We start from the raw sequence: 18,962 nt of genomic DNA, 5'->3' as shown, positions 1-18,962 counted from the left end.
GCTATCGTCGCGCCCCGCTTCCCACCCGGCTGAATGGACTTACTGGTGCGCTTCGATTTCCGCTTGCTGAGCCTGCTGCTGTACCTCGCCTGCCTGTACCCGGAGGCCTGCGCCTGGGGGCACGATTCGGTGCTGCGCGGCATGCACGCGCTGTCGATGGGCTGGCTGGCCGGCGGCCTGTGGTTCGCCAATCCGCTGCTGCTGGGCGCCTTCGCAACCCACCGCAAAGACCCCAAAACCGCTTACCGCCTGGGCTGGTGCGCACTGCTGCTGGCGGGCTCGGCCCTGGCGCTGGGCTGGACCGACTGGTCGCCGATCCCGCCGGCGCCCCACGGCGGGCCTGACGTGCGCACCGGCTACTACCTGTGGCTGGCCTCGATGCTGGCATTCGTGATCGGCCAGCACCGCTACCGGCGCCAGCCCAGGCTTACCCAGCCAGCGCTGGGCTGGCTGCACTGGGTGCTGGTGGCGGGTATCGTGCTGACCATTCCACTGTCGTTCGTCAAGGCCACCGTCGCGCCGGCGCGACCGGTCTACATGAACCTCGGCGAGCCACCAGCGGCCTGCGACGACTGCGAACTCGGGGTCAACTAGATGCTGGCACTGTTCAAGCGGCATTACGTGGTACTGAGCCTGGCGCTGTACCTGGGCAGCCTGTTTCTGGATGCCGTGCCGGTCAGCGAGGTGACCATGCGCGGCATGCATGTGCTGACCCTCGGCTGGCTGGGTGGCAGCGCCTGGTGGGCCAACCCGCTGCTGTGCCTGGCACTGATGCTGCGGCGCAACCGGCCGCTGCTGTCGCTGTTGGCGGCGGTCGCGGCACTGGTGCTGGCGGCGCAGTGGCTGCCAGTGATCGGCTGGGGCGACAGCGCGCTGGTGCCGCGCAAGGCCAATGGCCAGGCCAACCTGCTCGGCGCCTACTACCTGTGGTTGCTGGCGTTGGCGGCATACGTAGCCGGCCAGTTTCTCAACCGTCGGCAGGCGCCGGGCGGGCCGGGCCAGGGCTGGCTGGCCTGGGTGCTGGTGGCGGCGATCTATGCCACGGCGGCGTTCTCGTTCAGCGTGGGCAGCGGCGCCAATGTCACGCCCTCGGCCCCGGCAATACCCTCCAATTCCATCTGACCTGCGGACACTCCTGTGAAACGTCATTACCTCACGCTCAGCCTGGTGCTGTACGTGGCCTGCCTGTATTTCAATGCCTACTACACCGACAACGGTGCCCACATGAGTTCGGTATGGTTGCTGGTGTACGGGCTGTGGGGCATCCCGTTCCAGATCTATGGCTGGTTTGCCAACCCGGTCTTCGGCCTGGCGCTGCTGGCCCATCGCTGGTGGCCGCGGGTGGGGTTGGGCCTGTCGGTGCTGGCGCTGCTGCTGGGGCTGTCGTTCCTGGTGGTGAGCACGGTGCCGGACAACACGCCGCAGTCCTACGATTTCGTGCAACTCACCGCGCTGGGCGTGGGGTACTACCTGTGGATCGGCGCCTTCGTACTGATGACCCTGGGGCAGGCGCTGCACTGTCATGACCGGCGCGAGGTGCGCCAGGTGCCGCGTCTGCGCGTTGTCGACTGGCTGCTGTTGCTGGTGGTGCTGGGGGTGATCCTGTTCAATGCGTTCCCCCAGCACGGCTACGTGTTCGAGCGCACCCACCCCTGGTGAGCCCTCAACGGTTGGCGCGGGTGCCCCATTGCACCACCAGCATGCCGACGATGATCAGCGCCACCCCGGCGATGCGCAGGCCGTTGACCGGGCGCGATGGCAGGCCCATCAGCCCCCACTGGTCGATGATCAGCGACGAGAGTACCTGGCCGGCGATCACGCACACGATGAAACCGGCCGCGCCCAGGCGCGGGGTGAGGATCAGCGCCGCGGTGATGTAGGCCACCCCGGCCACGCCACCCAGCCACGCCCACCACGGCGCCTGGCCGAGGTTGGCCAGTTGCGGCAGCGGTGCGCGCATCAGCAGCAGGGCCGGCAGCACCATCAGCACGCTCACCGCCAGCGAGATCAGCGTGGCCCACAGCGGGTGCCCGAGCAGGCGCCCGAGCGCGGCGTTGGCGCCGGCCTGGAACGGCACGGCGGCACCGGCCAGCAGGGCGACAAGCAGCGGTATGGCGACAGCGAGGTTGAGGTTCATGGTGGTTTCCTTCTGGCTATGGAGGGCTTGGTACAGTCTTGGTTATCTGTTTCACTGATGGAAATTCGAATTGTGCACAGGGGCTATTCGCCACATGGATGATCTGCGCCGTATCGACCTCAACCTGCTGCTGACCCTGCATGCGCTGCTGGCCGAGCAGCACGTCTCGCGCGCGGCCTTGCGCCTGCACCGCAGCCAGCCGGCGGTGAGCCATGCGCTGGCGCAGTTGCGCGAGATCTTCCAGGACCCGCTGCTGGTGCGCCGTGCGGGCCGCCTGCAGCCCACGTTGCGTGCGCTGGAACTGGCGGCGCCGTTGCAGGATGCCCTGCAGCAACTGGATGCGCTGCTGGGCAGCCCCGGTTTCGAGCCGGCGCGGGCGCGGCGCAGCTTTCGCCTGGCGATGTCGGACTATGGCGCGCGGGTGGTGCTGCCGGGCCTGATGCGCTGCCTGCGCGAGACCGCACCGGGCATCGACCTGGTGGTCAGCCAGGGCAGCCGCGAGGCGATGCTCGGCCAGTTGCTCGATGGCGAGGTGGACCTGGCGCTGGGCGTATTCCCCACCCTGGCCGAGCCGTTGCAGGCCGCCACGCTGTTCGAGGAGGGGTTCGTGTGTGTGGCCGACCGCGCCACGCTGCCGGCCCGTGGCGGGCTGACATTGCCCGCCTGGCTGGCGCGCCCCCATGTGCTGGTGGCGATGCGACCCGGGGCCGACAACGAGATCGACCAGGCCCTGGCGGCGCTGGGGCAGCAGCGCCGGGTGGTGCTGGCGTTGCCGCACTGGGCGGCGGCCAGCGACGTGCTGGTGGGTACCGACCTGGTGCTGACCGTGGCGCGGCGCAGCGTGCAGAACATCAAGGCGCTGCGTGGGTTGCGCTGTTTCGAGCCGCCGCTGGCGATTCGCGCGTTCGCCTTTCAGCAGGTGTGGCACGAGCGACGCAAAAAGGAAGCGGCGCACCATTGGTTGCGCGAGCAGGTCATGCGAGCCTGTGCGCCCTAGGCAGTCAGAACAGGAGAGGCAAGCCATGAGTATCAAGCGGATGATGGGGGTTGCGGTGCTGTCGCTGGCGGCAGTTGCGCCGCTGGCGCTGGCGCAGGACAAGACTTCGGTGGCGTACAAGGCCTGCATGGACACCGCGAACACCACGGTGAGCATGAACGAATGCAACAACGCCGAGATCGCCCGCCAGGACAAACGCCTGAACCAGGTCTACAAGAAGGCCATGGCCGCGTTTGGGCCGGTGCAGCAGGGCAAGCTCCGGGATGCGCAGCGGGCGTGGATCAAGTACATCGACAGCAACTGCGATTTCTACTTCACGCAGACCGGCGGCACCATGGACATCCTCAATGGCGGTGGCTGCCGCCTGCGCATGACCTCCGAACGCGCGGATGAGCTGGAGGCATTGCAGGCGCCTTGAACGCCCTTCGCCGGCAATGGCACGCGCTCGATGACAGGCGCGCGCCTTGCTGGCGAAGGCCGCGCCGCAACCCTCAGCGCAGAAACGGCAGCAGGTGCCCGACAAATGCCTCGGGCGCCTCTTCGGTCACAAAGTGCCCGCAGCCCTCGATGATCGCGCCCTGCAACGTGGCGGCGCGCCCCTCCAGGGTTACCCGCGGCGCATCATTGGTTGCCAGTTGCGCCCCGATCGCCAGCACCGGCATGCCCAGTGGCACCTGCCCGCGCTGCTGGTTCTGGCGAATCGTTTCGGGTATCGCGCGGTAGTAGGCAAACCCGCCACGCAAGCCCCCCGGCGCCGAGTACGCCTGCACATAGGTATCCACCGCCACCCGATCCAGGCGCACAGCCCATTTCTCGAACATGAACCTCAGGTACTGCGCTTCGCGCCCGGTAATCAGCGCCTCGGGCAGGTCCTGCAACTGGTTGAACATGAAGTGCCACAGGAAGATGTTCTGCTCCGGCGGCGCGAAGATCGACGGCGCCGGCGCCAGGCCCGGAATCACCGCTTCGCTCAGGCACAGCCGGTTCACCACCCCCGGAAAATCGCTGGCCAGGGCATACCCCACCCACATGCCCACATCGTGGCCCACCACGGCATAGCGTTCGTGCCCCAGTTGCCCCATCAGCGCGTGCAGGCGGGCGGCGCAGGTGCCGGTGTCGTAGCCGTCCAGCGGCTTGTCGGAAAGCCCCATGCCGGGAAGGTCCACGGCAATCGCCTGGTAACCGTTGTCGGCCAGGGCCGCCATGACGTGCCGCCAGGTGTACCAGGTCTGTGGCCAGCCGGGGATCAGCAGTACCGGTGCCCCTTCGCCCTGGGTGACGTAGTGCAGGCGCAGGCCGTGCACATGGGCGTAATGGTGAGAATGCGTGCTCATCGTTGCAGCTCCCCGACAGGGTTGCCTTCAAGGCCGAGCATCCTGGCGATGACCGCCGGCGCCACCGGGGTACCGGCGAAGTCGTCGAACACCGTGTCGGTGACCTGGATGATGTGCCGGTTGATGAACGCCACCCCTTCACGTGCCCCATCGTGCTGGTTTTTCAGGCAGCACTCCCACTCCAGCGTGGCCCAGCCGCTGTAGTCGTATTCGGCCAGCTTGCTGAAGATGCCCTTGAAGTCGACCTGCCCGTCCCCCAGCGAACGGAAGCGTGCGGCGCGCTTGAGCCAGGGTTGATAACCGCCGAACAGGCCCTGCTTGCCGGTGGGCAGGAACTCGGCGTCCTTGACGTGGAACATGCGGATGTAGTCCCGGTAGTGGTCGATGAACGCCAGGTAGTCGAGTTGCTGCAGGATCAGGTGGCTGGGATCGAACAGCATCTTGCAGCGCGGGTGGTGGCCGACGTGTTCGAGAAACAGCTCGAAGCTTGCACCGTCGTGCAGGTCTTCGGCGGGGTGAATTTCGAAGCACAGGTTGATGCCCTGTTCGGCGCAGGTATCGAGCACCGGCAGCCAGCGCCTGGCCAACTCGGCGAAGGCTGTTTCAACAAGGCCGTCGGGTCGTTGCGGGAAGGGAAAGACGTACGGCCATGCCAGTGCACCGGAAAAAGTCCCCATGTCGCTCAGGCCCAGGCGCCGCGACGCGATGGCCGCGCAGGTGAGCTGGTGCACCGCCCAGGCACTGCGGGCAGCCGCGTCGCCCTGCAGGTGGGCCGGTGCAAAACTGTCGCACAAGGCGTCGTATGCCGGGTGTACCGCCACCAGCTGGCCGAAGAGATGCGTGGTCAGCTCACTGATCACCAGCCCGTGTTCGGCCAGCATGGCAGTGATGTCGTCGCAGTAGGCCTGGCTGCTTGCGGCGAGCTCGACATCGAACAGACGCTTGTCCCAGGCCGGTATCTGCAACGCCTTGAAGCCCATGTGCGCAGCCCACCGGGCGATGTTGGGCAGTGAGTCGAACGGTGCCTGGTCGGCACTGAATTGCGCCAGATGCAGGCTGGGGCCTTTCAACGTGATCATGTGGAACTCCTATTGTTTGTTGATCGACAAACAATAAGGATGCAGTCTGCGCGCCGTCAAGTATTCTTTGTCTTTCGACAAACAATTACGGATAATGCCGCCTTCATTCCTGGTTGGAGACTATCGAGATGGCAGGCCGACCACGCCAGTTCGACCGTGAAGCCGCGTTGCGCACCGCCCGGGATGTGTTCTGGGCACGAGGGTTCGAAGCCACGTCCATGAGCGACCTGGTAGCTGCGCTGGGTATCGCTTCGGCGCGCATCTATGCCGCGTTCGGCTCCAAGGAGCGCTTGTTCAAGGAGGCCATCGAGCTGTATGAGCGCGAAGAGGGCGCATTTTCGACCCAGGCGCTGAGCGAGCAACCCACGGCCTACCAGGCCATCGAGCGGCTGTTGCTCGATGCCGTCGACCTGTACACCCGCCCAGCGGGTCCACTGGGCTGCATGGTGGTGTCGGCAGCCACCAACTGCTCGGCCGACAACGACGCCGTGCGTGAATGGCTGGCCGACCACCGCCGCGAAAAAACCTTGTCGATCATTCAGCGCTTGCAGCAGGCGGCCGAGGCGGGCGAGTTGAAACCCGAGGTCGATGTGCAATCGCTGGGCGATTTTTTTGCCACGCTGCTGCATGGGTTGTCGGTGCAGGCCCGCGACGGGGTCGCGCGTGAGCGCCTGCTCAAGGCAGTGGCGCCGGCCATGCAGATGCTGGCCCTGGCTACCGGTGGGCATGGACCATCGGCCGCCGATCAAATACCCTGACACCGTCATTTCCCAACCCCGTACCGACCATGATTGCCCACTTCGCGATTTTTCTCTGCACCCTGGTCGCCATGGAAGGTGTCGGTTATCTGGCGCACAGGTACGTGATGCACGGCTGGGGCTGGTTTCTGCATCGCTCGCACCACGAACCGCACCTGGGCACGCTTGAAACCAACGATATCTACCTGCTGATCCTGGCCCTGGCCGCGATCACCCTGATCGTGCTGGGCAATGCCGGCCACGACCCGTTGCAGTGGGTGGGCGCCGGGGTGGCGGGGTTCGGGCTGATCTACGTGTTGGTGCACGACGGCATCGTGCACCGCCACTGGCCCGCGCGCCCCAGGCCGCGCCACCCCTATCTGCGTCGGCTGTACCACGCACACCTGATGCACCACGCGGTGAAGGGGCGCAGGCACAGCGTGTCGTTCGGCTTCCTCTACGCACCGCCCCTGCATGTGCTCAGGCAGCAGCTGCGCGAGCGCCGTGTCAGGCCGGCTCGCTCAGCGCCGGGGCCTTGCTCGGCGGCTTTATCGAGCCAATGTACACCGCCAGCACCGTCACCAGCGCCCCGGTGATCTGCATGGCCGAACTGGCCTTATCCAGAAACGCCACGTCGATGAAGTAGGTGATCACCGGCTCCAGCAGCAGGATCAGCCCTGCCAGCCCGAGGCTGATGGCACCAATCGAGCGGTTGACCAGCAACCAGCCGACGAACTGCACCAGCACGCCATAGATCACCAGCATGTAGAAGGTCTGCTGGTCGGCGATGGCCAGGCTCTCGCCCCGCAACAGCGCGTACCCCAGCATCACCCCGGCCGCCCACAGGCTCAGGTGCAGCATCTGCGCGATCTTGTCGCCGCCGCCCTGGGGCAGTTGGGTGGTGACTTTCAGGTAGTACACGCACACGGCATAGGCCAGCCCCGACAGCACGCCATAGACCACGCCCTGGATACCCAGCGCGCTGCCCATCTCCGGCAGCAGCAACAGGTACAGGCCGACGAAGGCCAGGCTGATGGAGGCGACGAAATACAGCGACGGTTTCTCTTTGAGCAGGCACAGCCCGAGCAAGGTCATGAAGAACACCTGGCAGTTGGTCAGGATCGAGCCGATGCCCGGCCCGACGATGTAGATGCTGTGGTGCCACAGGATCAGGTCGATGGCCAGGAACACGCCGGCCAGGGCGGTGTAGCGTCGAGCCCTGGGGTGGGCCAGGCGAGCAGGTTGCCTTCTCACCCGCAGCAGCAGGTAGAACAGCACCGAGGCGATCAGCATCCGGTAGAAACCCGCGCCCCCGGCGCCGATATGGGCGAAGGCCACCGCCAGCGCCGACAGGCTGAGCATCAGCCCGCCCAGTGTCAGTTCGACGATGGCCCGGTTGCTGGAGAGGGTGACCCCGTTGGATGACTGCATGGTTTTCTCTGGTCTGTTGCGAAGAAGTCGGGCAAATTTATCCACCCGCCCTGCGCGCGTATTGCACAAAACTGGACAGGCTATGGAGCAACAGGACTTCTCGCGCTTCTGGCGCGTCCCCGAAGGAGGCTGTGAATTGCTGGCGGCGCGCTACAGCGCACGGGCCTTCGGCCGCCATTCCCATGAGCGCTACGCGGTGGGGGTGATCGGCGCGGGCGTGGAGAAGCTCTTCTACCGTGGCACCCAGCACCTGGGCACCGCCGGCAGCATCGTCACCCTGACCCCGGGCGAGATGCACGACGGCGTGCCGGGCAGCGCCGAGGGTTGGAGCTACCGCATGCTCTACCTCGACCCGCAGTGGCTCAACCGTGCGGTGTTCGAAGGGCGTTTCGGTGACGGGCATATCCACCTGTTCCAGCAGGCGCTGACCCACGACATGGGCTTTGCCCAGGCCTTCCTGCACCAGCATCAGGTGATCGAGCAGTCGTGTTCGAGCCTTGAGCGCGAGAGCGTGCTGCTGCACCTGGTCAGCCAGCTGTTCGAGCGGTGCGGCGGGCCGCAGCCCCGGGCGGTGGCCGACGAACGCGAAGTGGTGCGACGGGTGCGGCAGATGCTCGACGAGCAGTACGCGCAGAACATCGCGCTGAACGACCTGGCGCAGTGGGTGGGGCTCGATCCGCTGTACCTGATACGGGTGTTCAAGAAGAGCGTGGGCGTATCGCCGCACAGCTATCAGATCCAGACGCGGGTGGCGCGGGTGCAGCAGTTGCTGCGCAGTGGCGTGGGCATCGCCGAGGCGTCGCTGCGTTGCGGGTTCTTCGACCAGAGCCACATGACCCGGGCCTTCAAGAAAGTGGTCGGCATCACCCCGGGCTGCTTCCAGCGCGGCTGAGCCGTTCAGGAGCCGGCGTGCAGGAGCCGGCCTTGCCGGCGAGGCGCCTGGCCCCGACAATGTGTTCCCGATGGATGCTCCACCAAGGAAGGACTTCACCGTGCACCGTATCGCCACGCTGTTGTGCTTGCTGCTCACCCTGGGCGGCTGTACCGAATACAAATGGGGCCATGACTGGAAGCCCGACCGCCTGGGCGGCTGGCAGGACCACACCGACCCCAAGCTGCGCTACGGCGCGTCGCTGGGCGCCACCTGCAACGCCAGCCCGTTGTGGCTCAAGGTGGTGAATCACGGTCAGTCGACCTACCAGTCGCTGTTGTTCATTCCGTTGTTCCCTGACCGCACAGGCGGCGAGTACCCCCTGTGGATAACCGTCAACCATCCGGCCCTCAAGGCGTGCAGCTCATCGGCACCGAGCCCGCTGCGGGTGAAGATGGGCGATCAGGTGGTACAGGGCCTGCGCTTTCCCGAGCGGGCGCAGGAGGACGGCACCTGCGTGATCGAATTCGATGACGATCGCTACGCGGCCGATGAGATGTCGATCGAGATCGACCCGGCGGTGCTGCCTTGCACGATCGCCCCCGTGACCCTGAAAAAGGACCGCTACTTCTGCATTCGCAACATGCGCTGGGGCGGCTCGCCCAGTTGCCGCGAGTAGGGCACGGCTTGCAAATCCCAGGGCGAGGGATAAGAATGCGAACAATTACCATTAGTGTGCCCCTCGCATGTCCAACCCGCGCCCGTCCGCCCAGCACCCGTTGCACCTGCTGTACGCCGAACACCATCACTGGTTGCGCGGCTGGCTGGCCCGTCGGCTCAATTCCCACGCCGATGCCGCGGACCTCACCCACGACACCTTCCTGCGTACCCTGACTTCGCCGCACCTGGGCCAGCTGGATGAGCCGCGGGCGTTCCTGTGCATGGTCGCCAAGCGGGTGCTGTACACCTTCTGGCGTCGCGGCGAGCTGGAGCGCGCCTACCTTGAAGCGCTGGCCAACCTGCCCGAGCCGGTGGCGCCGTGCGAGGAAACCCTGGCGGTGCTGCGCGAGGCGCTGGAGGCGGTGGATGCCTTGCTGGCCGGGTTGCCGGCCAAGGTGCGCCATGCCTTTCTGCTCAACCGCCTGGAGGGCCTGACCCACCAGCAGATCGCCGACCAGATGCAGGTGTCGTTGAGCAGCGTCGAGCGCTGGGTGCGGCGCGCCGTGACCCATTGCTACCTGGCGAAACTGGGCGCGGGCACGTGAGCGGCCGCAGCCTGGCAGCGCTGACCCCGGCGGTGCGCGAAGCCATCGAATGGAGCGTGCGCCTGGGCTCGGGGGCGGCGACGGCAGCCGACCGCGACGCCTTCGAGCAGTGGCAGGCGCTGGACGCAAGCCATCGCCAGGCCTGGCAGGCGGTTACCCAGGCCACCCACACACCCTTGAACCCCTTGCTGGAAGTGCCCGGCAGCGCCAGTGCGGCCACGCGCGCCCTGCGCAGCAGCGGGTTGTCGCTGCAGCGGCGCCGGTTGCTGCGCGGCGGCAGCGCCTTGCTGCTGATGCTGGGCCTGCCGGCGTTGTTGACGGTGCAACGGCGCATGCCACTGGACGCCATGTTCAGCGACCACTACAGCGGCACCGGCGAGCGCAGGCGCATTCAACTGGCCGACGGCAGCGTGCTGCTGCTCAATGCGCGCACTACCGTGGAGGTGGCGTTCAGTGCCGAAGCCCGGGTGATCCATCTGCGTCACGGCGAGCTGAACATCCAGGTGGCCCGCGACCCGCACCGCCCCCTCGAGGTGGTCACTGCGCAAGGCCGGGTGCGGGCCCTGGGCACGCGCTTCAGTGTCGCCACGCTGGATCAGCGCAGTGCCGTCAGCGTGCAGCAGCACAGCGTGCAGGTGCGCAATCGCGCCGGGCAGAGCATCGTGGTGGACAGCGGGCAGACCCTGCGCTTTGCCGACGATGCACTCTCACCCCTGGGCAATGAGCAAGGCCGCCTGGATGCCTGGATGGAAGGTCGCCTGGAGGTGGACGACGCGTCGCTGGGCAGCGTGATCGATGCCTTGCGCCCTTACCGCTACGGCGTGCTGCGGGTTTCCCCGGCGGCGGCGCAACTGCGCGTGTTCGGGGTGTTCCCGCTGGACGACAGCGACCGCGCCCTGCAATCGCTGGCGCAGGTGCTGCCGATCAGTGTCGAGGCGTTTGGGCCGATCACCCTGATCGACCTGCGCTGAAAAAACATTCCGCCAGGGTGAAGGCTTTTTTCGGCTCGCTGGACATAGCAGGAAACGCCCATTCACTTCCTGCGAGGAAAGCCCTTCACATGCGTCCCCAACTCCTGAGCCCCGCGCGCCTGGCACTGGCTGTCGCGGTTGCCGTTTCTGCCTGCTCCCTCGACCTGAACCGCGCCTGGGCGGACCCAGCCATGCAGCGCTATGCGTTGCCGGCGCAACCACTGGACCAGGCCCTGCGCCAGATCGCCCGGCAAAGCGCCAGCACCCTGGTGGTGGACCCGGCGCTGCTGCGCGGGCGCCAGAGCGCGGCGGTGAACGGGCAACTGAGCGCCGAGGCAGCGGTGCGCCAGGCAGTGGCGGGCAGCGGCCTGCAACTGCGCGTGACCGACAACGGCACCCTGACCCTGGAGAAGGCCGACAGCAGTGATGCGCTGCAACTGGGTGCCACCAGCATCACCGGCAGTGCGCTGGGCGAGGTCACGGAAAACACTGGCTCCTACACCACCGCCAGCATGGCCACGGCCACCAAGTTCAAGGCCTCGGCCCGGGAAACCCCGCAGTCGGTGACCGTGGTCACCCGCCAGCGCATGGACGACCAGAACATGCAGACCCTGGACGACATCGCCAGTTACACGCCGGGGCTGACCCTGCGCAAGACCGGCGGCGAGCGCCCGCAGTTCTACTCGCGCGGTGCGGCCATCGACAACATCATGGTCGACGGCCTGCCCATCGCCTACGACAGCGACACCCTGGGCACCGCGACCCTGGCGATGTTCGACCGGGTGGAGGTGGTACGCGGGGCTTCCGGCCTGATGGTGGGCTCGGGCAACCCGTCGGGTACCCTCAATCTGGTGCGCAAGCGCCCCACGCTGGCGCCGCAGATCACCCTCACGGCGGCAGCCGGCAGCTGGGACAATTACCGTACCGAAATCGACGCCAGCAGCAGCCTCAATGATGCCGGTACCGTACGCGGGCGAGTGGTGGGCAGCTACCAGGACAAGAACAGCTTTACCGATGCCTACAGCAACCAGCGCCAGTTGCTGTACGGGATCACTGAATTCGACCTGTCGGACGCCACCACGCTGACCCTGGGCGGCTACTACAACCGCGAGGACAACCCCGGCGCGGACTGGAACGGCAGCCCGACCCATGCCGATGGCAGCTTCCTCGACATTTCCCGCTCGTCGCGCTTCAGCCCCGACTGGACCTACTGGGACAAGACCAACAAGAGCGTGTTCGCCGAGGTGGAACATCGCCTGGACAACGACTGGCGCCTGCGCCTGAGCGCCAGCTGGCTGAAGGCCAACCTGGAGATGCTGGGCAGCAGCTACTACCGGCTGGACCCGACCGCCGACGAGCTGCAACTGAATGTGGGGCGCTACTCCTACGAACATACGCAGAAGAGTGTCGATGGTTATGCCAGCGGGCCGTTCAGCCTGTTCGGGCGTACCCATGAACTGGTGGTGGGGGCGAGCTACCGCCGCGACGATACCGACGACGGCCCTGGCGGCGGCCCGGATGCGAGCTTCAACTATGTCGTGGACCCCAACAACTTCCACTACAAGGACGTGCCCCGGCCGGCCATCGACTACAACTGGTCGCGCAAGGGCAAGGTGGATCAGTCCAGTGCCTACACCGCCGTGCGTTTCAACCTGCGCGATGACCTGAAGCTGATCCTCGGCTCGCGCCTGGACTGGTATGAGTACCAGCAGCACACCGAGGTCGGGGCCTACGCCTTCGGCGCCGACTACAAGGCCACCCGCGAGGTCACCCCGTATGCGGGGCTGATCTATGACCTGAACGACACCTACTCGGTCTACACCAGCTGGACGCGCATCTTCAAGCCGCAGGAGTACCAGAACAGCAGCGGTGGCCTGCTGGCGCCGGTAACCGGCACCAACTACGAGGCCGGGCTCAAGGCCGAGTACTTCGGTGGCGCGTTGAACGCCAGTTTCGCGCTGTTCCAGCTCGACCAGGAGAACCTGGCCAAGTCGTTGCCGGCAGGTGATTGCCCGACCATGGATGCCTGCTACGAGGCGGCCGGCGAAATTCGTACCCGCGGCCTGGAACTGGAGCTGGGCGGCGAACTGGCGCCGGGCTGGCAGGCGTCGGCCGGCTATACCTATGCGGCGGCCGAGTATGTGAAGGCGACCGGCTCGGCGCAGAAGGGTGACCGCTTCGACAGTGATTCGCCGTACAACCTGTTCAAGCTGGCGACCAGCTACCAGTTGCCGGGCGACCTCGATCAATGGAGCGTGGGCGGGGCCTTTCGCACCCAGAGCCGCACCTATACCAGCTACAGCGTGAAGCAGGGCGGGTACAGCGTGGTCGACCTGATGACCCAGTACCGCGTGACGCCGGCGGTGACGTTGCAGACCAACCTCAACAACGTGGCGGACAAGCGTTACTACCAGAGCATCAGCAACCCGGCCGGGGCCAACATCTTCGGCGAGCCGCGCAATGTGATGTTCACCGTGAAGTGGTCGTTGTGAAGTCGCTGAAGGCGCGGAACAGGCGGGTGCCCACGTAGCTGCGCAGGTGCGGGTGGCGGCTGCGGTGGTAGCAATCCCAGTAGCTGACCATGCGTGCGCGGGTGAGGCTGAAGTAGGCGGGGTTGTCGTTGAAGAAGCGGCCGTAGGCGCTGGCGTCCAGGATCGGCAGGTTGGCCTCGCACAGCGCCAGCAGCTCGATCACGTATTCGCCGGTGAGCTGGAACACGAACGGGATGACCCACGTCTCTGGTGCCCGAATGATCTGCTGCAGGTAACGCTCGCGCACGTGGCCGTCGGGGTGGCGGGTGAGCAGGCAGGCGTGGATCAGTGACCGGGCTGTATCGGCAGCCGGCAGGTGAAGGCGGTAGGGCAGGGTCAGGGGTTCGCCGTCGAGGGTGACGGCGATGCCCTGGTCACCGTTGGGCAGGTCGAGGTGCCGGGCCAGGTCCTGGACTTCGCGGGCCAGGTGGTGGGGGAAGGCGGCGGTGAGGGTGGTGGGCATGCACTGCTCCGGATTGTTGGGGTATGTGCTGGCGTCATCGCGGGTCAAGCCCGCTCCCACAAGGAACTGCGCCGAACCTGTGGGAGCGGGCTCCACCCGCGATGGGCGGCGCCGCAGCCCGCTTCAGCGCTGCGTCGCCCAGTACCCCTGCAACGCCCGCGCCGCCGGCTCGATGGCGGCCACGCGCTGGCGATGCAGCACCACATCCAGGTCGGCAGGCAGTTCGAAGTTGTCCTGTGCGGCACAGGTCTCGATCACATCCAGTGCCACCTGCTGCGCCGCCGGCAAGGCCGGCCAGTTGGCCAGGCCTGCACCGCGCAGGTAGCCAAAGCACCACTCTTCGGCCAGCGTCAGCGGCTGGCCGTTGTGCTCGGTCTCTTCGAAGCGCGGCGAGAAACGCTCGGCCAGGTTGTTCGCGTGCAGGGTCACCAGCTCGACGAAGCGCTGGCAGTCTGCAGCGCTTTCCCATTCCGGCTGGCGACCACCGAAGATCCCCGGGAACCATTCGTCGATAGCCACAGGCGCCGGGCCGGACACCAGCGCGGTGAGGTAGCCGTCCAGTTCCGAGGCGTTGAGCACCGAATGGTCATCGCCATACTGCAGCAGGATGTCTTCGATGAACTCGAAGTCGGTGTCGTTGAGCGTCTGCATGAAAAAGGTCCTTCACATAACGGTGGGCGCAGCCAGGCTGCGCGTCAAAGGCGGGAAGGATGGCGCTTTCGCCGGTTTTTATCCAGCGTGCTGATCAGCGCTCAGAAGCGCTCGTCGAGCAGGGCCGGCAAGGTCAGCTCCTTGACGTAGCTGGCCGACGACAGGCTCAGCGCCATGCGCACCACCTGCACCACGTCGTGCACGGGGATCAGCTGGCCTTCGCCGCGTTGTTCGGCCACGTCGCGGGGCGTGCTGAGCGGGTCTTCGGTGTTGAGGTAACCCAGGTTCAGACAGGTCACGGCCAGGCGCTGCTCGCGGTAGCCTTCGCGCAGCGCATCGGCGATGCCACGCAGGGCAAACTTGGAGGCGCCGAAGGCCACCTCGGGGCGCCCGCTCTGGGGCAGGCCGGAGGTGGAACCGGTGAGGATGATGCGCGGGGTGGCGCTGCGCAGCAGGGTGGGCAGCAGGCGCTTGATCAGCAGCAGGGTGGCGGTGATGTTGCAACTGACGATGGCCTGTACCTGCGCGTCGCTGTCGCCGAGAAAGTCGTAGGCCGGGTCGAAGGCCAGCTCTTCCCAGATGCCGAGGTTGTAGATCAGCGTGTCGAGGCCGTGCTCTGCCACAGCCTGGGCGATGGCGTGCGCGGCGCTGGCCGGCTCGGCCAGGTTGGCTTCGACCCAGTTCAACTGCACGCCGGCCTTGGCGGCGATGCCGTCGGGGCGCGTGCGCGACACGCCGACCAGCGTGTCGCCCGCCTCGCCGAGGCCTTCGATCAGGGCCTTGCCCAGCCCTTTGCTGGCACCGACTACCAGGGTTTTCATGGGGTGATTTCCTTGTCTGCACGGGGAGAGAGCGCGGATGCAAACAGAGGGCGAGGGGAATGGCAAATGGCCGGATGTATCCAGATGTGAATCTACTTGAGCGCTTAGCCTGTAGCAGCCGGCTGCCGGCGATGGGCTGCGCAGCAGCCGCGAAACTCGCCATAATGCGCCCCCCGCCAAGGAGAACGCTGTGAACAACCCCGTACAAGGAAGTCCCGTGACCACCCCTTACATCGCCAGCACCGCCGGCAAGCGCATCGGCCTCGCGCTGCTGGGTCTGCTGCTGTACTTCACCGCGCAGTTCGCCGGCGCCTTTCTGTTCGGCAGTGGCCTGGACTTCACCCTGGCTTTGTTCGGCGCCCACCTGGTGGCGTGTGCAGCCATCGGCGGGCTGTACCTGTTGCTGCGGCGCAACCCGCTGGCCGGGCATGCCTTCAGGGGGGCCAACTTCAGCTACAAGGCCCTCTGGCTTGGCCTGACCAGCGTGGTGGTGGTCTACCTGCTGGCCTACAACTACGCCGCCCTGGTCGACCAGCCCGCCGAGCCGTTCATGCTGCAGTTCATGACCCTGCTCGGTGCCGGTTCGCTGGCCGATCGCGTGCTGCTGACCAGCATGGTCATCGTGCTCGCCCCCCTGGGCGAAGAGCTGGCATTCCGGCATTTTCTGCTCAACCTGTTCCCGTTCCGCAAGCCGCTGTGGGCGGTGGTGGCGATCGTGGTCAGCGCCCTGGCGTTTGCCGCCATCCACCTGCAGTACACCTTCAGGTCGACCGTGGTGCTGTTGTTCATCCTCGCCCTGATGCTGGCCTATGCGCGGATCCGAACCGGCGGCCTGCTGGTGCCCATGGCGATGCATGCCTGCGCCTCGACCCTGGCGCTTGCGATGTACCCGCTGTTCTATCCGTGAGCCCGCACGGTGGCTGGTGACGGTATACTCGCGGCCTGTTCCGTCTATATCCGAGTATCGTCATGGGTCTTTCTCTCTCTGCGGCGCCTGAGCGCCGTCTCGGCGCGCCACTGGTTGCGCTGTCATTGCTGGTGGTCGGCGCCGTCTTTCTGAATGCCAGCGTGGGCATCAAACAGGTGCTGCTGCTGATCGTCGGCGCCGCCCTGGGCCTCACGCTGTACCACGCCGCGTTCGGCTTCACGTCCGCCTGGCGGGTGTTCATCAATGAGCGCCGTGGCGCCGGCCTGCGCGCGCAGATGGTGATGCTGGCTATCGCCGTGCTGCTGTTCTTTCCGGCCCTGGGCGCCGGCACGCTGTTCGGCCAGCCGGTGACCGGGCTGGTGGCGCCGGCCGGGGTGTCGGTGGTGTTCGGTGCGTTCATCTTCGGCATCGGCATGCAGATGGGCGGCGGCTGTGCCTCGGGCACCCTGTTCACCGTGGGCGGTGGCAACGCGCGCATGCTGGTGACGCTGCTGTTCTTCATCATCGGTTCGGTAACTGCAACCCACCACGCCGACTGGTGGTTCGCGCTGCCGTCGTTCCCGGCCACCTCCGTGGTGCAGACCTTTGGCGTGGCCCCCGCGCTGGTGCTTAACCTGGTGGTGTTCGGCCTGATCGCCTGGGGCACGGTGGTGCTGGAGAAGCGTCGCCACGGCGCCCTCGAGGCCCCGGCAGGCAGCCAGCATGAGGGCCTGCGTCGCTTCCTGCGTGGCCCGTGGCCGCTGGTGTGGGGCGCGATCGGCCTGGCGCTGCTGAACTACGCGACCCTGGCACTGGCGGGCCGGCCCTGGGGCATCACCTCGGCGTTCGCCCTGTGGGGCGCCAAGACCCTGAGCGGGCTGGGCGTGGACGTGGGCAGCTGGGCGTTCTGGCAGATGCCGGGCAACGCCAAGGCGCTGGCTGCACCGCTGTGGGAGGACGTGACCACGGTGATGGACATCGGCATCGTGCTGGGTGCGTTGCTGGCAGCAGGCCTGGCCGGGCGCTTCGCGCCGAGCCTGAAGATTCCGCTGCGCTCGCTGCTGGCCGCGGTGATCGGCGGCCTGCTGCTGGGCTACGGCTCGCGGCTGGCGTATGGCTGCAACATCGGCGCGTACTTCAGCGGTATCGCCTCGGGCAGCGTGCATGGCTGGCTGTGGCTGGTGGCGGCGTATGCCGGCAACGTGGTGGGGGTGCGGATTCGCCCGCTGTTCTTCGTGGCTGAACGCAAGAGCGTGGCAGCCAGCGGCGGCTGAGGCTGGCGGTACTGCATGGGAACCGGCTCGCAGTAGCCGGTTTTTTCATGCCCGCCCGTTACTGCGAATAGGCGCGCGGTGTACGGGGAGCAACTGACCGCTGTCGTACTGTTGCACTACGAACAGTTGGCCAACACTTTGTTGCCGTGCATCCAGCCATGCCGCTTTCTGTTGTGCGTAACTAATTGATTTATAGGTGAAATTCAAGTGGCATGGGTTGTGCTATCTCACGGGGGACTCTGTGTACTCATCGAGATAGACCATGACTGCCACCCCTGTTTCTGCCCACTACGACATCCGCCAGCCGGATGCCCACGTCATCCGTGACGATGCCGAAGCCATCGCCATTGCCCATCGGGTTGCCGCGCTGCTGCGCGAAGGCGCGTCCGAGCGCGACCGCAGCCGCCAGGTCCCGGCCGACGTGGTGGATGCGTTCTCCAACAGCGGCCTGTGGGGCATCACCGTACCGAAACAATACGGCGGGGCGCAGGTGTCCTTCGCCACCCTGGCCGAAGTGATCGCGATCATCTCCGCCGCCGACCCTTCGCTGGGGCAGATACCGCAGAACCACTACTGCCTGCTCGAAGACATCCGCCTGCAGGGTAGCGAAGAGCAGAAGCGCTTCTTCTTCGACCTGGTGCTGACCGGGCACCGCTTTGCCAATGCGCTGTCGGAAACCGGCGGCAAGAACGTCAAGGAGATCCAGACCCGCATCGTGCCCCATGCCGATGGCTACCGCATCGACGGGCGCAAGGGTTACTGCACCGGCTCGTTGTACGCGCACTGGCTGGGGGTGCTGGCGCTGGACGCGCAGGACCGCTCGCAACTGGCCTTCGTGCGCCGCGATACCCCGGGCCTGGTGATCGTCGATGACTGGGACAACATCGGCCAGCGCACCACCTCCAGCGGCACGGTGCTGGCGCAGGAACTGATCGTACCGGCCTTCAACCTGTTTCCCACCTACCGCTCGTACGAAACCCCGACCCTGGCCGGCCCCTTCGCGCAACTGACCACCGCCGCCATCGACGCCGGCATCGGCCGTGCGGCGCTGGACGACGCCATCACCTTCATCCGCGAGCAGGCCCGCCCGTGGATCGATGCGGGCGTGGAGCAGGCCAGCCAGGACCCGCTGACCATCGTGCAGATCGGCGCGCTGGAGATTCGCCAGGAAGCCGCCGAGGCCCTGCTGGAGCGCGCCGGCAAGGTGCTCGACCGGGCCAGCCTGGCCCCCGACGAGGACTCGGTGGCCCAGGCCTCGGTGGCCGTGGCCAAGGCCAAGGTGCTGACCACCGAAGCGGCGATCGAGGCCAGCAACCGCCTGTTCGAGCTGGGCGGCACGCGCTCCACCCAGGTGCGCCACAACCTCGACCGGCACTGGCGCAACGCCCGCGTGCACACCCTGCACGACCCGGTGCGCTGGAAGTACCACCTGGTGGGCAACTGGGCCTTGAACGGGGCCAAGCCACAGCGTCACGACTGGAACTAGGCCGCCA

At 66.5% G+C, this 18,962-nt stretch carries 22 protein-coding genes; 15 read left to right on the top strand and 7 right to left on the bottom strand.

The window, feature by feature from the left end; all coding sequences use genetic code 11:
* Positions 1-45: 45 nt before the first annotated feature.
* Genes ACPRTJ_RS05730 through ACPRTJ_RS05720 form a run of 3 tightly spaced genes read left to right on the top strand, consistent with a single transcriptional unit; the run spans position 46 to position 1,659 of the window.
* A complete protein-coding gene (locus tag ACPRTJ_RS05730; protein ID WP_054916297.1) occupies positions 46-594 on the top strand; it encodes a hypothetical protein in 549 nt (182 codons plus the stop codon).
* On the top strand, positions 595-1,122 hold the full coding sequence (locus ACPRTJ_RS05725; RefSeq protein ID WP_278929260.1) for a hypothetical protein: 528 nt from the start codon (positions 595-597) through the stop codon (positions 1,120-1,122). It abuts the gene before it with no gap.
* A gap of 15 nt (positions 1,123-1,137) precedes the next feature.
* Positions 1,138-1,659: a hypothetical protein gene (locus ACPRTJ_RS05720; RefSeq protein WP_426428332.1), complete on the top strand. Its 522-nt coding sequence runs from the start codon at positions 1,138-1,140 to the stop codon at positions 1,657-1,659.
* Positions 1,660-1,663: 4 nt separating this feature from the next.
* Here the strand turns inward: ACPRTJ_RS05720 and ACPRTJ_RS05715 are convergent, their stop codons facing one another.
* The gene (locus tag ACPRTJ_RS05715) at positions 1,664-2,137 is read right to left on the bottom strand and encodes a DMT family transporter (RefSeq protein ID WP_054916300.1); all 474 of its coding nucleotides are present in this window, start codon (positions 2,135-2,137) and stop codon (positions 1,664-1,666) included.
* Between the two features lie 94 nt (positions 2,138-2,231).
* Between ACPRTJ_RS05715 and ACPRTJ_RS05710 the strand changes: the two genes are divergently transcribed.
* Positions 2,232-3,134 carry a LysR family transcriptional regulator gene (locus ACPRTJ_RS05710; protein WP_100633007.1) on the top strand — a complete coding sequence of 301 codons (903 nt, stop codon included), beginning with the start codon at positions 2,232-2,234 and terminating at the stop codon, positions 3,132-3,134.
* A 25-nt stretch (positions 3,135-3,159) separates the two neighbouring features.
* A complete protein-coding gene (locus tag ACPRTJ_RS05705) occupies positions 3,160-3,552 on the top strand; it encodes a lysozyme inhibitor LprI family protein (RefSeq protein ID WP_078479919.1) in 393 nt (130 codons plus the stop codon).
* A gap of 73 nt (positions 3,553-3,625) precedes the next feature.
* Here ACPRTJ_RS05705 and ACPRTJ_RS05700 read toward each other — a convergent pair whose 3' ends face one another.
* Together ACPRTJ_RS05700 and ACPRTJ_RS05695 are read right to left on the bottom strand one after the other, a co-directional pair.
* Entirely contained in the window at positions 3,626-4,468 is an 843-nt protein-coding gene (locus tag ACPRTJ_RS05700; RefSeq protein ID WP_123752905.1) for an alpha/beta fold hydrolase, read from the bottom strand.
* Positions 4,465-5,547: a sugar phosphate isomerase/epimerase family protein gene (locus ACPRTJ_RS05695; RefSeq protein ID WP_058541390.1), complete on the bottom strand. Its 1,083-nt coding sequence runs from the start codon at positions 5,545-5,547 to the stop codon at positions 4,465-4,467. Before ACPRTJ_RS05695 ends, ACPRTJ_RS05700 begins: the two co-directional genes overlap by 4 nt.
* 128 nt (positions 5,548-5,675) lie before the next feature.
* On the opposite strand from ACPRTJ_RS05695, the gene ACPRTJ_RS05690 reads away from it, so the two are divergent.
* Together ACPRTJ_RS05690 and ACPRTJ_RS05685 are read left to right on the top strand one after the other, a co-directional pair.
* Entirely contained in the window at positions 5,676-6,305 is a 630-nt protein-coding gene (locus tag ACPRTJ_RS05690; protein ID WP_236177011.1) for a TetR/AcrR family transcriptional regulator, read from the top strand.
* 29 nt (positions 6,306-6,334) lie between these two features.
* On the top strand, positions 6,335-6,880 hold the full coding sequence (locus tag ACPRTJ_RS05685; RefSeq protein WP_054916305.1) for a sterol desaturase family protein: 546 nt from the start codon (positions 6,335-6,337) through the stop codon (positions 6,878-6,880).
* On the opposite strand, the gene ACPRTJ_RS05680 is transcribed toward ACPRTJ_RS05685, so the two are convergent.
* Positions 6,792-7,715 (bottom strand): DMT family transporter, encoded by a 924-nt coding sequence (locus tag ACPRTJ_RS05680; protein ID WP_054916306.1) that lies wholly within the window; start codon positions 7,713-7,715, stop codon positions 6,792-6,794. The genes ACPRTJ_RS05685 and ACPRTJ_RS05680 overlap by 89 nt on opposite strands.
* Positions 7,716-7,797: 82 nt before the next feature.
* Between ACPRTJ_RS05680 and ACPRTJ_RS05675 the strand changes: the two genes are divergently transcribed.
* The 5 genes from ACPRTJ_RS05675 (at position 7,798) to ACPRTJ_RS05655 (ending at position 13,314) form a co-directional block, all read left to right on the top strand.
* Positions 7,798-8,607 (top strand): AraC family transcriptional regulator, encoded by an 810-nt coding sequence (locus tag ACPRTJ_RS05675; RefSeq protein ID WP_058541391.1) that lies wholly within the window; start codon positions 7,798-7,800, stop codon positions 8,605-8,607.
* A 70-nt stretch (positions 8,608-8,677) separates the two neighbouring features.
* A complete protein-coding gene (locus tag ACPRTJ_RS05670) occupies positions 8,678-9,265 on the top strand; it encodes a hypothetical protein (RefSeq protein WP_043864427.1) in 588 nt (195 codons plus the stop codon).
* A 67-nt stretch (positions 9,266-9,332) separates the two neighbouring features.
* Positions 9,333-9,851: a sigma-70 family RNA polymerase sigma factor gene (locus ACPRTJ_RS05665; protein WP_253086823.1), complete on the top strand. Its 519-nt coding sequence runs from the start codon at positions 9,333-9,335 to the stop codon at positions 9,849-9,851.
* Positions 9,848-10,822 (top strand): FecR domain-containing protein, encoded by a 975-nt coding sequence (locus ACPRTJ_RS05660; protein ID WP_426428328.1) that lies wholly within the window; start codon positions 9,848-9,850, stop codon positions 10,820-10,822. The genes ACPRTJ_RS05665 and ACPRTJ_RS05660 overlap by 4 nt, the downstream gene beginning before the upstream one ends.
* A gap of 89 nt (positions 10,823-10,911) precedes the next feature.
* Positions 10,912-13,314 (top strand): TonB-dependent siderophore receptor, encoded by a 2,403-nt coding sequence (locus tag ACPRTJ_RS05655; RefSeq protein ID WP_210014489.1) that lies wholly within the window; start codon positions 10,912-10,914, stop codon positions 13,312-13,314.
* On the opposite strand, the gene ACPRTJ_RS05650 is transcribed toward ACPRTJ_RS05655, so the two are convergent.
* The 3 genes from ACPRTJ_RS05650 to ACPRTJ_RS05640 all read right to left on the bottom strand — a co-directional run bounded on the left by ACPRTJ_RS05650 (position 13,292) and on the right by ACPRTJ_RS05640 (position 15,288).
* Positions 13,292-13,816 carry a hypothetical protein gene (locus ACPRTJ_RS05650; RefSeq protein WP_426428326.1) on the bottom strand — a complete coding sequence of 175 codons (525 nt, stop codon included), beginning with the start codon at positions 13,814-13,816 and terminating at the stop codon, positions 13,292-13,294. The two genes, ACPRTJ_RS05655 and ACPRTJ_RS05650, sit on opposite strands and share 23 nt — an antisense overlap.
* Positions 13,817-13,939: 123 nt before the next feature.
* On the bottom strand, positions 13,940-14,467 hold the full coding sequence (locus tag ACPRTJ_RS05645) for a UPF0149 family protein (protein WP_100633012.1): 528 nt from the start codon (positions 14,465-14,467) through the stop codon (positions 13,940-13,942).
* A gap of 101 nt (positions 14,468-14,568) precedes the next feature.
* Positions 14,569-15,288: an SDR family oxidoreductase gene (locus ACPRTJ_RS05640; RefSeq protein ID WP_043864432.1), complete on the bottom strand. Its 720-nt coding sequence runs from the start codon at positions 15,286-15,288 to the stop codon at positions 14,569-14,571.
* Between the two features lie 217 nt (positions 15,289-15,505).
* Here ACPRTJ_RS05640 and ACPRTJ_RS05635 point away from each other — a divergent pair, with 217 nt between their 5' ends.
* The 3 genes from ACPRTJ_RS05635 to ACPRTJ_RS05625 all read left to right on the top strand — a co-directional run bounded on the left by ACPRTJ_RS05635 (position 15,506) and on the right by ACPRTJ_RS05625 (position 18,955).
* On the top strand, positions 15,506-16,195 hold the full coding sequence (locus ACPRTJ_RS05635) for a CPBP family intramembrane glutamic endopeptidase (protein ID WP_052504326.1): 690 nt from the start codon (positions 15,506-15,508) through the stop codon (positions 16,193-16,195).
* Between the two features lie 62 nt (positions 16,196-16,257).
* A complete protein-coding gene (locus ACPRTJ_RS05630; RefSeq protein ID WP_058541398.1) occupies positions 16,258-17,469 on the top strand; it encodes a YeeE/YedE family protein in 1,212 nt (403 codons plus the stop codon).
* 262 nt (positions 17,470-17,731) lie between these two features.
* Complete coding sequence (locus ACPRTJ_RS05625; protein WP_229589529.1) at positions 17,732-18,955, top strand: SfnB family sulfur acquisition oxidoreductase; 1,224 nt, start codon at positions 17,732-17,734, stop codon at positions 18,953-18,955.
* Positions 18,956-18,962: the final 7 nt, after the last annotated feature.

This window comes from Pseudomonas palmensis (genome assembly GCF_049942755.1).
In the GTDB taxonomy this organism is placed as follows: Bacteria; Pseudomonadota; Gammaproteobacteria; order Pseudomonadales; family Pseudomonadaceae; genus Aquipseudomonas; species Aquipseudomonas palmensis.
The sequence above is the reverse complement of the archived record's forward strand: the minus strand, read 5'-3'. Positions and strand labels throughout refer to the sequence as shown.